We start from the raw sequence: 14,488 nt of genomic DNA, 5'->3' as shown, positions 1-14,488 counted from the left end.
GATGAGGGCCCTGCACATCATCACCGGTCTCGGCGTGGGCGGCGCCGAACAGCAGCTGCGGCTGCTGCTGCGTCACCTGCCCGTCGACTGCGACGTGGTGACGCTCACCAACCCGGGTCCGGTCGCCGAGGGCCTGCGCTCCGACGGGGTGCGGGTGCTGCACCTGGGCATGGCGGGCAACCGCGACGTGGGCGTGCTGCCGCGTCTGGTCCGGGTGATCCGCTCCGGCGGCTACGACCTCGTCCACACCCACCTCTACCGGGCCTGCGTGTACGGCCGCCTCGCCGCGCGGATGGCGGGGGTGCGGGCGGTCGTGGCGACCGAGCACTCGCTGGGCGACTCCCAGATGGAGGGGCGCGCGCTCACCCAGGGCGTGCGGGCGCTGTACCTGGCGAGCGAACGGCTCGGCTCGGCGACGGTCGCCGTGTCCCCGACGGTGGCGGACCGGCTGAAGCGGTGGGGGGTGCCCGCTCCCCGGATCGAGGTGGTGCCGAACGGCATCGAGCTGGACCGCTTCCGCTTCGACCCGGAGCGGCGGGAGCGCACCCGCAGGCGGCTCGGGCTGCCGGACGGCGCGTTCGTCGTCGGCGGGGTGGGCCGGCTCGCCCCCGGCAAACGGTTCGACGTGCTGGTGCGGGCGCTGGCGCGGCTTCCGGAGGACTGCTGGCTGCTGCTGGTGGGCGGCGGCCCCGAGGAGCACGTGCTGCGCCGCACCGCCCACGAGGCCGGGGTGTCCGGGCGGGTGCTGTTCACCGGGGAGCGGCCCGCCGTGCCCGACGGCTCCCCCGGCCCCGACCTGCCCTCCCTCACCTCGGCGATGGACCTGTTCGCGTCCCCGTCCACGGAGGAGGCGTTCGGCCTGGCGGCGGTGGAGGCCCTGGCGGCCGGGCTGCCCGTGCTGCACGGGTCCTGCCCGGCGATCGAGGACCTGCCGCCGGACGCCTCGGCCGGCGCGCGGCGGGTGCGCGGCGGCCCGGAGGAGTACGCCCGCGCGATCGCCGAGGTCCGCGCGGCGGGCCCGGCGCCGCGCACGGCCGCCGAGGCCGCCCGCCACTACAGCATCACCCGCAGCTCGGCCCGCCTCATGGACGTGTACGCGGCCGCCGTGGCCGGCCCCTCCCCGTCCCTCCACGTCAAGGAAGCACCGTCCTCATGACCGACACCCCGACCCGTCTGCGTCTTCCGTCCCTGGACCGTGTCAGAAGGCTTCCGGCCTGGTCCGCGCTGGTGGCGGGCACGCTGCTCGGCGGTCTGTCCGGCGGCGCGTACGGCCTGCTCACCCCTGCCGAGTACACGGCCACCAGTTACGTCGTGGCCGTCCCCACCGACCAGGCCACCCCGGAGTCCGCGCGCGGTTTCGCGCAGGCCTACGGGCGGGTGGCCACCCAGCTCGCGGTGCTGGGGGACGCGCAGGTGTGGGCCGGTGTGCCGGTGCGCACCCTGCGGGACAGCGTGCGCACGGCGACCTCGCCGGACGCGCCGATGGTGTCCGTCACGGCCGTCTCCGGGCGTCCCGGTACGGCCGTCGACATGGCGAACGCGGTGGCGCGGGCGCTGACCCGGCACGCGGAGGACACCAAGGCCAGCACCCGGGTCCGGCTGGTGCAGTTCTCCCGCGCGGTGAAGCCGTCCGCGCCCGCCTCCGCGTCGCCCGCGGTGACCGCCCTGGTCGGTGCGAGCGCGGGCGGGCTGCTGGGCGGTCTGGCGCTGCTGGCCCGGCCCCGCCGCGGCGGCCGCGACGGGGAACCTGCGCCCAGTGCCTCCGTGCCCGGTCCGGCCTCCGCCGCCGACGTGCCGCGGTGACGGCGGTGGGCCGGGCCGGGACGGTCCCGGCGTCACCCGGTGCGCGACCACCAGTCGAGGCGCAGGCACAGCCTCCCGCCGAGCCAGTGCTCCACCCAGCGTCCGAGGTCCAGCGGCATGCAGTGGTCCGGCAGCTCCGGTCCCGCGGGCGGCTCGGCGGGCGCCGGGGTCTGCGGGTCCTCGGGTGTGCGGCCCCACAGGGCGTCGCGGAAGACGCGGGAGGAGTCCGGGTTGTCGTCGCACTGCCAGACGCCGTGCGGGCAGTAGTCGGTGAGCGTGTGGTAGAGCGGCCGGTGCTGCTGCATCCAGGCGAGCATGCGGCGCATGTACTCGGGATTGTCGCCGTTGCGGAAGAGCCCCCACTCCGGATAGGCGATGGGCTTTTTGTGCGCCTTGGCGAAATCGACGTGCGCCTGAAGTCCGTACGGTTCCTTCACCTGTTCGTCGAAGGACATTCCGCGCGGCTGGTCGTAGGAGTCCATTCCGATGATGTCGACGGTGTCGTCGCCGGGATAGCACTCCGTCCACGGCACGGCGTCACGGCCCCGGTTGGGCGTGAACTCGAACCGGAATTTCTGGCCGGGGACGGAACGCATCGTGGTGACGATGCGGTTCCAGTACTTCTTCCAGTTCTCCGGGTCGGGTCCGCAGCGGTGGGTGTAGGTGATGCCGTTCATCTCCCAGCCCAGGACCAGGACGGTGTCGGGGATCTTCAGCTCGACGAGCCGCTCGGCGAGGGCGCGGAAGTGGTGGTCGAACTCGCCGGCCGCGCCGCGCCGCAGCAGCTCGCGGACCTCCCCGTCGGGCACGCCCGCCTCGTTGCGCTCCTGGAGCGGGACGTTGAGGACGAGCATCCGTTTGTCGTCGGCGTTGCGCCAGCGCGCCCACGCCTCGAGGAAGCCGACGTCGCCCTCGATGTCCCTCCAGTGGTTGCCGGGCAGGTAGGTGTGGCCGACGCGCAGTTCGGCGCCGCCGAGCCAGCGGCTGAGCTGCTCCATCCGCTCCACGCCGCGCGCGTCGGACGCGAGGAAGGCGCCGAACGGCGGCACGCCCTGAGCGGGGGCGGGCACGGACGGCGGCCGCAGTTCCGCGACGGAGGGCAGCTCCGGCACGGACACGGCGGGGACGTCGACGTCGGGTGTGGGGAAGGCCGACGCGGCGGGCTCGGCGCCCGGTGCGGGCTGGGCTCCCGCGGCCGGCGTGGGGCGCCCGGTGGGGCCCGGCAGCGCGGCTCCCGCGTCGTCCATGGGCGCTGCGCCGGCCACGGGGCCCGCCGCCAGGGCGGCCGACACGGCGACCGCCGCCGCGCCCACGGCCAGGGCGCGGGCCCGGGCCCGCCTGTGCTCTGGGGCCATTGGCTGCTCCTCTTCTCGCTCGCGTCCGCCTGCTGCCTGATGCCTCGCTGTTGACGAACAGTCATATGAAGTCAGCCATACGAAATACGACAGTGCCACTGTCGTTGCGGCTTTCGAGTGCCGTTCTCGTCCGTGTGGGTGAGACGGCGCCAGAGGAAAGTGAGAATGCGTGTCCTTGCTTGACACCCGGGTTCCCGCGGTCGTGCTGCGGATCGACCGGAATCCCTTTCACCACGGCACCCTGGGCGCCGTCCGCTCGCTCGGCCGGGCGGGGGTGGACGTGCATGTCGTCGCCGACTGCACGGGAAGTCCCGTGGCCCGTTCGCGCTTTGTGCGCCGGCTGCACGCCCCGCCGTCCCCGGACGCGTCCACGGACGAGGTGCGCGCGGTGCTGCGCGGGGTCGCCGCCCAGGTGGGCCGTCCGGCGGTGCTGGTGCCGATGGACGACGCCACCGCGATCGCCACGGCCCGGCTGCGCGAGGAGCTCACCGGCTCCTACCTGCTGCCGGTGATGCCGTCCGCGCTGCCCGAACGCGTCGCGGACAAGGCCGAACTGGCCGCCGTGTGCGCCTCGGTGGGCGTGCCGCACCCGCGCACGGAGGTCCCGGACACCCCCTCACGGGCCGCCGAGGACGCGGTGCGGCTCGGGCTGCCGGTGGTCGCCAAGTGGAGCCGCCCCTGGCTGCTCCCGGCGGGCTCCGGGCTGCGCAGCACCCAGGTGCTGCACACCGCCCGCGAGGCGCGGGAGCTGCACGCGCGCACCGCGGAGGCGGGCAGCCCGCTGCTGCTCCAGGCGTATCTGCCGCCCGGCACGGACCGGGACTGGTTCTTCCACGGCTACGCCGACCGCACGGGCGCCGTGCGCGCGGGCGGGCCGGGCCGCAAACACCTGTCCTGGCCGCGCGGCGCGGGACTGACGGCGGTGGGCCGCTGGACGCCCAACTCGGAGGTGATCGCGCTGGCCGAGCGCATCACCGGGGAGCTGGGCTACCGCGGGATCCTCGACCTGGACTTCCGCCGCTGCGGCACCACCGGCCGCTACCACCTCCTCGACTTCAACCCGCGCCCCGGCGCCCAGTTCCGGCTGTTCACCGACAGCGCCGGCCTGGACGTCGTACGGGCGCTGCACGCGGACCTGACGGGGCGTCCGCTGCCGGACGGCGATCCGGTGACCGGCAGGGCGTTCGTGGTGGAGAACTACGCGCCCCTCGCCGCGCTGCGTCCCGCGCCCGGCGGGCGCGAACTGGCCTGGTGGGCGGGCGACGACCGCGCACCGGGCTTCGCGATGTGGGCGCTGTGGGCCCGTCACGTGTCCGGCCGGCTGCGCCGGCGGCTCGGCGCCGGGGCCGAGGTGCCGGCGCAGCGCCCGGCGCCCACAGCTCACACGCCCTCCCTGACGACCGACAACGAGAAAGCGAGCAGCTGATGATGTACGACCTTCTGGTGGTGGGCGCGGGTCCGTACGGTCTGTCGATCGCGTCGCACGCGGCGGCCGCCGGACTGACCCTGCGCGTCTTCGGCCGGCCCATGGCGTCCTGGCGGGACCACATGCCGGCCGGGATGTTCCTGAAGTCGGAGCCGTGGGCGTCCAACCTGTCCGACCCGGCGGGACGCTGGCGGCTCGACGCGTACTGCACCGAGCGGGGCCTGACGGCCCGTCACGCGCATCCGATCCCGGTGGAGGACTTCGCCTCGTACGGGCTGTGGTTCGCGCGCAACGCCGTGCCCGAGGTGGACGAGCGGATGATCGCGCGGGTGTCGTCGGGCCCCGAGGGCTTCAGCGCGGTCGCCGAGGACGGGGAGGTGCTGCACGCGCGGACGGTGGCGCTCGCGGTGGGCGTGATGCCCTTCATCGAGGTGCCGTCGGCGCTGCGCGGGCTGCACCCGACGCTGGTGACGCACAGCAGCCACCACAGCGACCTGGGGCCCTTCCAGGGCAAGGACGTCACCGTGATCGGCGGGGGTCAGGCGGCGCTGGAGACGGCGGCGCTGCTCGCCGAGCAGGGCACGCGGGTGCGGGTGCTGGCGCGGGCGGAGCGGCTGCGCTGGAACGACGTGCCGCCGCCGTGGGAGCGCCCGTGGTGGCAGTCGCTGCGCTCGCCGCACAGCGGTCTGGGCCCGGGGTGGCGGAACTGGTTCTACTCGGAGCGGCCGGGGCTGTACCGGCGGCTGCCGGAGGCGACCCGGACGCGGATCGCGGCGACGGCGCTCGGGCCTGCGGGCGCCTGGTGGGTGCGCGAGCGGGTGGAGCGCGCGGTGGACCTGCTGCCGGGGCACGAGGTGACGGCGGCGGCCGCGGTGCCGGGCGGCCTGCGGCTGGAACTGGCCGACCTGTCGGGCGCGCGCCGCACGATGGAGACGGAGCACGTCATCGCCGCCACCGGGTTCAAGGCGCACCGCGACCGGCTGGGGCTGCTGTCGGCGGAGCTGCGCGGCGCGATGACGGTGCTGCCCGACGGGTCTCCGGTGCTGGACCGGGGCTTCGAGTCGTCCTACCCGGGGCTGTTCCTGGCGGGTCTGGTGACGGCGTCAGGGTTCGGTCCGGCGATGCGGTTCGTGCACGGTGCGACGTTCACGGCGTCGACGCTGGTGCAGGGGGTGCGCAGGCGGCTGCGCGCGGCCCCGGTGCGCGGGAGCGTGCCGGTGCCCGCGGGCGCCGGCCGCGGGGGCACGCCGGCCCCGGTGCGCGGCTGACGGACCGTACGACGAAGCGTCCCCCGGACCGGGTGGTCCGGGGGACGCTTCGTGCCGGGGCGCGGACTTCGGGTGGGGTGGGCCCGGCGTCCGCGGGACCGTCAGCGGCGGGCGCCGACGCGGCCGCGGCGGTACAGCACGGCCCCGCCGGTGAGCAGCACGGCTCCGGCGGCGGAGGCGGCCATCAGGCCGTCGGCGCCGGTCTCGGCGAGGTGCGGCGGGCCGTCCGGGGTGTGGACGGCCGGCGGCTCGACGGGCGTAGGCGGCGTCTTCACCTTGACGGGCGGCTCGGGCTTGTCCTTCTCGGGCGTCTTCTCCGGCTCCTTCTCCTCGTGGCGGTGGCCGGAGTCGTTGACGCAGGTGTTGTCGCTCGCCTCGTTGAACAGGCCCACGAGGTTCAGGCTGTTGCCGCAGGCGTTCACCGGCAGGTGGATCGGCGCCTGGATGAGGTTCCCGGACAGCACACCGGGCGAGCCCTTGGCGGCGCCGACCGCGTGGGCCCCGCCGCTCTCGGAGTGCGAGGCTCCCGAGGAGGCCTCGTGGTGGGAGTGCGCCGAGCGGTCCGAGGACTTCTTCTCGCCGTGCGAGCCCTCGGAGACGTTGACGCAGGTGTTGTCGGAGGCGCTGTTGAACGCGCCGCCGATGGTGACGTCGTTGCCGCAGGCGTTGACGGGGGCGTGGACGGGCGCCTGCACGTTGTTCCCGGAGATCACGCCGGGCGAGCCCTTGGCGCCGCCGGACGCGTGCGCGCCGCCGGCCTTCTCACCGTGGCCGCCGGACTCGTTGACGCACGTGTTGTCGGACGCGCTGTTGAAGGCGCCCACGGCGGTGACGGTGTTGCCGCAGGCGTTCACCGGCACGTGGACCGGCGCCTGCACGTTGTTCCCGGACAGCACACCGGGAGAATCCTCGGCACCGCCCCCCGCGAACGAGTCGGCGAGGGCGGGGGTTCCGTACAGGGACAGAATGCCCGTGGCGGCAGCGGCCGCCGCGAACACTCCCCTGCTCAGGGTCTGTCGCAATGTGGTTGTCTTCCTGCTTGAAGATCGGGAGGCCGGCCCCGGCACGGTCAGAGGCGGCCGAGGCCGCGCGTCACGGCCCCGGCTGCCCTGTGGCCTGTCTCCCTCTCCAACCCTGTCGCACGGAATCGGTTGCGCAGGTTCACCCGGTCGGCCGCGTCCCCGTCACACGGCCCCGGGGGTCAGGACACCACGTCCTTGCGCGCGAACCCGCGGAACGCCAGTGCGAACAGCACGAGCGCGTACGTCACGGACACCGACGCGCCCTGGATCATGCCGGACCACTCCGGGGTGGGCTGGACGGCGTCCGCCCAGGCGAACTGCCAGTGGGCGGGCAGGAAGTGCCGCCAGTCGCCGAGGGCGGTGACGGCGTCCAGGACGTTGCCGACGATGGTCAGACCGACGGCTCCGCCGACCGCGCCCAGCGGGGCGTCGGTACGGGTGGACAGCCAGAACGCCAGTGCGGCGGTGACCAGTTGCGACACGAACAGATACGCGACGATCACCACGAGCCGCCCGGCGGCGGTGCCCGCGTCGAGCGTGCCGCCGGTGGGGATGTGCAGCGGGCCCCAGCCGTAGGCGACGGTGCCGACGGCGAGCGCCACCACCGGCAGCAGCACCATCGCGGCGAGGCTCAGGCCCAGTCCGACGATCAGCTTGGACCACAGCAGCCGCATCCGGGGCACGGGCGCGGCGAGCAGATAGCGCAGGGAGGACCAGCCGGCCTCGGAGGCGACGGTGTCCCCGCAGAACAGGGCGACCGGGATGACCAGCAGGAAGCCCGCCGACACGAAGAGGCTGACGGCGGCGAAGTTGGCCCCGGACGCGGTGGCCGTGTCCATCAGGTTGATCCGGGTGTTGCGGCCCTCGGGTTCGCCGCCGATCGCGAAGGCGGTCACCAGCACGAACGGCAGCAGGGCGAGGACCGCGCCCATGACGAGGGTGCGCCGCCGCTTGAGCTGGCGGACCAGCTCGACGCGCAGCGGCAGGGTGCGGCCGGCGCGGTAGCCGGCCGCGGTCCCGGCGGGGACGGCCGGCGCGGGGGCCGTGGACTCCTCGGCCCGCTCGGTGAGCGCGCTCATGCGGATCCTCCGATCAGGGTGAGGAAGGCGTCCTCGAGGCGGCGGTGGGGACCCACGGACGTCACGGGCACCTCCAGCCGGACCAGTTCCGCGATCAGCCGGGGGGCGGTGCCGTCGGCGCCGAGCCGGACCAGCAGCCCCTCGTCGGTGCGGACGGCGGACTCGACTCCGGGCAGCGCGGCGACCTTCTCGGCGAGGGGCTCCTCGACGGGCGTGACGGTGCCGACGAGGAGTGTGTCGCCGGAGCCGACGATGGCGTGCACCGGTCCGGCCTGGACGAGCCGGCCGCGGTCCATGACGACGAGGTGGGTGCAGGACTGCTCGACCTCCGCCAGCAGATGGCTGGAGACGATCACCGTGCGTCCGGCGGCCGCGTACCGGATCATCACCTCGCGCATCTCGCGGATCTGCGGCGGGTCGAGGCCGTTGGTCGGTTCGTCGAGGATCAGCAGGTCGGGCAGGCCCAGCATGGCCTGGGCGATGGCGAGGCGCTGGCGCATGCCCTGCGAGTAGGTGCGCACGGCGCGGGCGAGCGCGTCGCCGAGGCCGGCGATCTTCAGGGCCTCGTCGAGGTGGGCGTCCTCGGGCGGGCGGCCCGTGGCGGCCCAGTACAGCTCGAGGTTCTCCCGGCCGGACAGATGCGGCAGGAAGCCCGCGCCCTCGACGAAGGCGCCGACCCGGGACAGCACGGGCGCGCCGGGGCGCACGGCGTGGCCGAACACGCGGATCTCGCCGTCGTCGGGCTTGATGAGGCCCATCAGCATGCGCAGGGTGGTGGTCTTGCCGGCGCCGTTGGGGCCGAGCAGGCCCAGCACCTGGCCCTTCTCCACGCGGAACGACAGGTCCCGTACGGCGTACCGGTCGGCGGAGCGGGCGTACCGCTTGCTCAGGCCGGTGATCTGGAGGGGGACGTCGGCCAGGTCGGGGTCGGGGGCCGGGGCGGTGGTGCGGCGGCGGGCGGTGAGCAGCAGCGCGAGGGCGGTCACGGCGCCGGCGACGGGCAGCCACACCACCCAGGCGGGCAGCGGGGCCGCGGCGGTGGTGACGCCGGGCGCGGTGGGCACCTTCAGGTCGCTCCTCAGCGCCACGGTGTACGTCGCCGGGGCGGCCGGGGAGGCGTAGGCGAGGTCGGTGGAGGCGAGAACCAGGCGCAGCCGGTGGCCCTTGCGGACCTCGTGGTCGACGGCCGGGAGGGTGAGCTCCACGTCCCTGCCGGCGCGGGCGCCCTCGACACGGACGGGGGTGACGAGCTGGGAGGGCAGCACCTGCTGCCGGCCGTCCGGGCCGACGTCGTAGAGCTTGGCGAAGAGGACGGCGTCGTCGCTGGTGGCCTTGATCCGCACGGTGACGGCCGGGGAGCCGGTGACGCGCAGGTCGCGGGTGACGGGGGCGGACTCGAAGCGGGCGTGCTGGCCCGGGAAGTCGAGGGAGACGCCGATGCCGAGGGAGGAGAGCTGGGAGAGGCCGCCGGAGCCGCCGATGCCGGGCAGGGCGGACACGGCGGGCGGGTTGGCGCCGGCCGGGTTGGCGAAGCGCTGCTCACGGCCCGTCAGCTTCAGGGACCGCTCGCCGCTGTGCAGGCCCGGGTAGGCGTCGGCGCCGGCGCCCCGCAACTGGGCCCGGCCGTCCGTGGAGTCGACGCCTCCGGTGCGGGTGACGCGGAAGGCGGGGCCGGTGTCGGCGTGCTGGTCGTCCTTGAGGTAGCGGTCGAACCAGGCGCGGACGCGCGCGTGCAGACGGTCGGTCTCGGGGTCGCCGCCGTCGTGGCCGCCGGCCAGCCAGTCGACCTTGACGGGGGCGCCGTTGGCGCGGACGGCCCGGGCGGCGGCGTCGGCCTGGCCGAGCGGGAACAGGGAGTCGGTCTGCCCCTGCATCAGCAGTGTGGGCACGTCGATACGGTCGGCGACCGCGACCGGGGAGCGGGCCTCGAGGAGCGCCCGCGCCCGTGCGTCGGGCACGCCGGACTCGGCGACCCGCTCGTACATGGCGCACAGCTCGGGCTCGAAGCGGGCGCAGCCGCCGCCGGAGGTGACGAAGGCGCCGGCCCACAGCTTCTTGAACACGCCGCCGGGGAAGAGGGCTTCGGCGAGGTCGAAGTAGGTGATGGCGGGGGCGACGGCGTCGACGCGGCCGTCGTACCCGGCGCCGAGGAGGGCGATGGCGCCGCCGTAGGAGTTGCCGGCCATGCCCACGCGGGGGTCGCCGGTCTTGTCGAGGCGGACCTCGGGGCGCGTGGCCAGCCAGTCGACGAGCCGGGAGACGTCGGCGACCTCGCCCTCGGGGTCGTTCAGCCCGATCTTCCCGGTGGACCGGCCGAAGCCGCGCGCGGACCAGGTGAGGACGGCGTACCCGTCGCGGGCGAGGTCCTCGGCCTGTGCGCGGACGTCCTCCTTGCTGCCGCCGAAGCCGTGGCCGAGCAGCACGGCGGGGCGGCGGCCCTCGGGCCCCGCGGTGAAGAAGGAGGTGTCGATGCGCACCCCGTCGTCCGTGGCCATGACGCGGTCGGCGCGGCGCACCCGGGGCGCGTCGTCGGAGGCGACGGCGGTCCAGGTGCCGGCCCCGGCGAGCACGACGACGGCGGCCGCGGCGGCGAGGGCACGCCGGGGCCGCGGCCGCCTCAGGCGGGGCAGTCGAAGATCCATGCGTCAACCGTACGGGGTCCACCTGTCGGTCCGTTGTCGACCGGAGACCGAACCGGGGGACCTCCCGGGGGTGTACGCGGGTGCGGCCGTGTACCGCGGGTGCGGTACACGGCCACACTCCCCCTGAGCGGGCTCAGTGGTTGCGGGGGAAGCCCAGGTCGACGCCGGCGGGGGCGTCCGCCGGGTCGGGCCAGCGGGTGGTGACGACCTTTCCGCGGGTGTAGAAGTGCGTGCCGTCGTTGCCGTAGATGTGGTGGTCGCCGAAGAGGGAGTCCTTCCAGCCGCCGAAGGAGTGGTAGCCCACGGGGACCGGGATCGGGACGTTGACGCCGACCATGCCGGCCTCGACCTCGAGCTGGAAGCGGCGGGCGGCGCCGCCGTCCCGGGTGAAGATGGCGGTGCCGTTGCCGAACGGCGAGGCATTGATGAGGTCCAGGGCCTCCTCGTACGTGTCGGCGCGCAGCACGCACAGGACGGGGCCGAAGATCTCGTCCTGGTAGGCCTTGGCGGTGGTCGGCACCTTGTCGAGCAGGGAGATGCCGATCCAGTGGCCGTTCTCGAAGCCGTCGACGGTGTAGCCGGTGCCGTCCAGGACGACCTCGGCGCCCTCGTCGGCCGCGCCGGCGACGTAGGAGGCGACCTTGTCACGGTGGGTCGCGGTGATCAGCGGGCCCATCTCGGAGGTGGGGTCGTCGCCGGGGCCGATCTTGATCTTCTCGGCGCGCTCGCGGATCTTCTCCACCAGCTCGTCGCCGATCGCGCCGACGGCGACGACCGCGGAGATCGCCATGCAGCGCTCGCCGGCCGAGCCGTAGGCGGCGGACACGGCGGCGTCGGCGGCCGCGTCGAGGTCGGCGTCGGGCAGCACCAGCATGTGGTTCTTGGCGCCGCCGAGCGCCTGGACGCGCTTGCCGTTGGCGGAGGCGGTGGTGTGGATGTAGCGGGCGATGGGCGTGGAGCCGACGAAGGACACGGCCTTGACGTCCGGGTGCTCCAGCAGGCGGTCGACGGCCACCTTGTCGCCGTGCACGACGTTGAACACGCCCTCCGGGAGCCCGGCCTCGGCGAGCAGCTCGGCGAGGCGGACGGAGGCGGACGGGTCCTTCTCGCTGGGCTTCAGCACGAAGGTGTTGCCGCAGGCGATGGCGAGGGGGAACATCCACATCGGCACCATCGCCGGGAAGTTGAACGGGGTGATGCCGGCGACCACGCCGAGCGGCTGGCGGATGGACGCCACGTCCACGCGGCTGGCGACCTGGGTGGACAGCTCGCCCTTGAGCTGGACGTTGATGCCGCAGGCCAGGTCGACGATCTCCAGGCCGCGCGCGACCTCGCCGAGGGCGTCGGAGTGCACCTTGCCGTGCTCGGCGGTGATCAGCTCGGCGATCTCGTCGCGGTGGGCGTCGAGCAGCGCGCGGAACCTGAAGAGGATCGAGGTGCGCTGGGCGAGGGAGGACTGGCCCCAGGTGCGGAAGGCCTCCTTGGCGGCGGCGACCGCGGCGTCGACCTCCTCGACGGAGGCGAAGGCGACCTTGGTGGTGACCTCGCCGGTCGCCGGGTTCGTCACCGGGCCGTAGGTTCCCGAGGCGCCTTCGGCGGTCTTGCCGCCGATCCAGTGGTTGACGATCTTCGTCATGACCGAGAACTCCTTCGCAGATGGCGGCGTCGGGTGGAGACGTGCCGTTCGTACAGCTCGTGCGGCGGTGCCGCGGGCGGGCGCGCCGCGGCGGCGGCCACGGGTCCATCCCACCAGGGGCGGGGTGCCGGGCGGGCCCGACACTGTGTCGGCCGTTCGGGTCCCCGAGTGGACACATGGGTCTCAGGGGCGGACGTCCGGGACTGAACCTCCGGCGCGGGGCCGCGGCGGGCGGGGAGTCGTCGCTCGCACCTCGCTCCTGCCAAAGCGAGGCGGCCTCCCGCGCCGGAGGCGATCTGTGACGGGGCGCCGCCGTGGACGCCCCGACGGCCGGGAAGCGCCCGGCGGCGGTGGAGGCTCGCCATGACGCTCCCTTCTGACGTCTCGTCCGCCCTGCGGGGTCCGAGGGCTCTCCCCGGTTCTAGCCCCGCTCACGAAGCCCTGTCAATGTTTTGTCCGGACATTCGGACGAGAACGCGGAAGTAGGGGCGCGGAAGGGGTCTCCGGTAGGGGTCCGGGCGTCCGGGAGTCAATGCGCCCCGCCGGTGTGCCGGTGTGCGCCTGTGCGTCACTCCTGTCACAAACGCTCCCGTCGCGTCACGGGCGTCACACGCGGGCGGCCCTTCCGTCACACCCGCGCACGGGCCCTCTCCGTAAGCGGACCGGCTCGTTCTCCCGCACGACGCTGTCGATCGCCAGCGCATGCCCGGCTCCCCCTGACGGCCGCCCCGGCCGCCGCCGCGGTGTGCGCGGGGAGGTGCACACATGACCGAGCTGTGGTCGTACAAGGACATCGCGGCCCACATCAAGGTGCAGCCGGACACCGTGCGTTCCTACCGCAAGCACGGCCTGCTGCCGCCCCCGGACCGGGTGGAGGGCGGGAAGCCCTACTGGTACCCCGACACGGTCCGGCGCTGGGTCGCCGCCCGTCCCGGCAACCGCAACCGCCGGGACTGACCGGCGCGACACGAGGACGCCGTGCCCCCGCGCCGACCACGCGGGGGCACGGCGTCCGTGCGTGCGCTCAGCGCCAGGGTTCGATCACCGTCACCCCTGCGGCCGGGGCCGTGTCCATCGCCGCCAGCGCCGCGGGCACCGCGTCCAGACCGATCACGGAGGTCACCAGCAGGTCGGGGCGGAGCACCCCGGCGCGCACCAGGTCGAGCATCGGCGGGTAGGCGTGGGCGGCCATGCCGTGGCTGCCGAGGATCTCCAGCTCCAGGGCGACGGCGCGGGCCATGGGCACGGGGGTGGTGCCCGACTCCGAGGGGAGCAGGCCCACCTGGACGTGCCGGCCCCGCCTGCGCAGGCCGTTCACCGAGGCGGCGCAGGTGACGGGCGCGCCCAGGGCGTCCAGGGAAAGGTGGGCGCCGCCGCCGGTCAGCTCACGGACCGCGGCGGCGGGGTCGTCCACCGCCGAGGCGTCCACGCACTCCGCCGCGCCGAACCGCCGGGCGAGACCCAGGGCGCCCGGTGACACGTCGACCGCGACCACCCGCGCGCCGGCCGCCGCCGCGATCATCACCGCGGACAGGCCGACACCCCCGCAGCCGTGCACCGCCACCCACTCCCCCGCCGCGACCCGGCCCTGGCGGACCACGGCCCGGTAGGCGGTGGCGAACCGGCAGCCGAGGGAGGCGGCGGTGGAGTACGCCGTGCCGTCGGGGACGGCGACCAGGTTCACGTCGGCGTGGTCGAGGGCCACGTACTGGGCGAAGGAGCCCCAGTGGGTGAAGCCGGGCTGGGTCTGGCGCTCGCACACCTGCTGGTCGCCGGCCGCGCAGGCGGGGCAGGAGCCGCAGGCGCAGACGAACGGCACGGTGACCCGGTCCCCGGCGCGCCAGCGGGTGACCCGGGGACCTGCCGCCTCGACGACTCCGGCGAGTTCGTGGCCGGGGACGTGCGGGAGGGTGACGTCGGGGTCGTGGCCCTGCCAGGCGTGCCAGTCGCTGCGGCACAGGCCGGTGGCCTCCACGCGGACCACGACCCCGTGCTCCGCCGGCTCCGGGTCCGCGACCTCGCGCACCTCGGCCGGTTCCCCGAACCGCTCGAACACCACCGCTCGCATGCCAGGTCCCGCCTTCCGGTGATCACCGCTGTCGGCGGAACGCTATCCCCCGGCCCGTCGCGCTCCGGCGCGCGGGCCGTCCGTCGCGGCGCTCCCCCCTCCTGGATTCATACCCCCTAGGGGTATAGTGTGGGATGTACGGGGTCCTCGGAGGCCCCTGCGACCCCCTGCACACCCCACAAGCCCCGA

The 14,488-nt window shown here is 74.7% G+C and carries 11 protein-coding genes and 1 pseudogene; 5 read left to right on the top strand and 7 right to left on the bottom strand.

Annotation, left to right across the window (positions count from 1 at the left end):
• Position 1 precedes the first annotated feature (1 nt).
• Positions 2-1,156 (top strand): glycosyltransferase, encoded by a 1,155-nt coding sequence (locus ELQ39_RS20770; protein WP_190000698.1) that lies wholly within the window; start codon positions 2-4, stop codon positions 1,154-1,156.
• Positions 1,153-1,803 (top strand): lipopolysaccharide biosynthesis protein, encoded by a 651-nt coding sequence (locus ELQ39_RS20765; protein ID WP_242593323.1) that lies wholly within the window; start codon positions 1,153-1,155, stop codon positions 1,801-1,803. Before ELQ39_RS20770 ends, ELQ39_RS20765 begins: the two co-directional genes overlap by 4 nt.
• A 32-nt stretch (positions 1,804-1,835) precedes the next feature.
• Here the strand turns inward: ELQ39_RS20765 and ELQ39_RS20760 are convergent, their stop codons facing one another.
• Positions 1,836-3,158, bottom strand: a complete 1,323-nt coding sequence (locus ELQ39_RS20760; protein ID WP_242593321.1) for a glycoside hydrolase family 26 protein — start codon at positions 3,156-3,158, stop codon at positions 1,836-1,838.
• A 169-nt stretch (positions 3,159-3,327) separates the two neighbouring features.
• Here ELQ39_RS20760 and ELQ39_RS20755 point away from each other — a divergent pair, with 169 nt between their 5' ends.
• Together ELQ39_RS20755 and ELQ39_RS20750 are read left to right on the top strand one after the other, a co-directional pair.
• Positions 3,328-4,584 carry a carboxylate--amine ligase gene (locus ELQ39_RS20755; protein ID WP_225629536.1) on the top strand — a complete coding sequence of 419 codons (1,257 nt, stop codon included), beginning with the start codon at positions 3,328-3,330 and terminating at the stop codon, positions 4,582-4,584.
• Positions 4,585-4,586: 2 nt separating this feature from the next.
• Positions 4,587-5,852, top strand: coding sequence for an NAD(P)-binding domain-containing protein (locus ELQ39_RS20750; protein ID WP_242595637.1), 1,266 nt, complete (start codon positions 4,587-4,589; stop codon positions 5,850-5,852).
• A 101-nt stretch (positions 5,853-5,953) separates the two neighbouring features.
• Here the strand turns inward: ELQ39_RS20750 and ELQ39_RS20745 are convergent, their stop codons facing one another.
• From ELQ39_RS20745 to ELQ39_RS32575, 5 genes and pseudogenes are all read right to left on the bottom strand, one after another.
• Positions 5,954-6,874, bottom strand: coding sequence for a chaplin (locus tag ELQ39_RS20745; RefSeq protein ID WP_242593319.1), 921 nt, complete (start codon positions 6,872-6,874; stop codon positions 5,954-5,956).
• Between the two features lie 179 nt (positions 6,875-7,053).
• Positions 7,054-7,953, bottom strand: coding sequence for an ABC transporter permease (locus ELQ39_RS20740; protein WP_190000702.1), 900 nt, complete (start codon positions 7,951-7,953; stop codon positions 7,054-7,056).
• Entirely contained in the window at positions 7,950-10,595 is a 2,646-nt protein-coding gene (locus tag ELQ39_RS20735) for an alpha/beta fold hydrolase (RefSeq protein WP_242593317.1), read from the bottom strand. The genes ELQ39_RS20740 and ELQ39_RS20735 overlap by 4 nt, the downstream gene beginning before the upstream one ends.
• Before the next feature lie 133 nt (positions 10,596-10,728).
• On the bottom strand, positions 10,729-12,231 hold the full coding sequence (gene mmsA, locus ELQ39_RS20730; RefSeq protein ID WP_242593314.1) for a CoA-acylating methylmalonate-semialdehyde dehydrogenase: 1,503 nt from the start codon (positions 12,229-12,231) through the stop codon (positions 10,729-10,731).
• A gap of 206 nt (positions 12,232-12,437) precedes the next feature.
• Positions 12,438-12,539, bottom strand: a pseudogene (locus ELQ39_RS32575) (5-deoxy-glucuronate isomerase); the annotation flags it as partial.
• Between the two features lie 457 nt (positions 12,540-12,996).
• Between ELQ39_RS32575 and ELQ39_RS20715 the strand changes: the two are divergent.
• The gene (locus ELQ39_RS20715) at positions 12,997-13,188 is read left to right on the top strand and encodes a helix-turn-helix transcriptional regulator (protein ID WP_190000705.1); all 192 of its coding nucleotides are present in this window, start codon (positions 12,997-12,999) and stop codon (positions 13,186-13,188) included.
• A gap of 67 nt (positions 13,189-13,255) precedes the next feature.
• On the opposite strand, the gene ELQ39_RS20710 is transcribed toward ELQ39_RS20715, so the two are convergent.
• Positions 13,256-14,299: a zinc-dependent alcohol dehydrogenase family protein gene (locus tag ELQ39_RS20710; RefSeq protein WP_242593312.1), complete on the bottom strand. Its 1,044-nt coding sequence runs from the start codon at positions 14,297-14,299 to the stop codon at positions 13,256-13,258.
• Positions 14,300-14,488: the final 189 nt, after the last annotated feature.

Source organism: Streptomyces sp. GB4-14, assembly GCF_022696125.1.
Taxonomy (GTDB): domain Bacteria; phylum Actinomycetota; class Actinomycetes; order Streptomycetales; family Streptomycetaceae; genus Streptomyces; species Streptomyces werraensis.
This window is presented reverse-complemented; position numbering and strand designations above follow the sequence as displayed.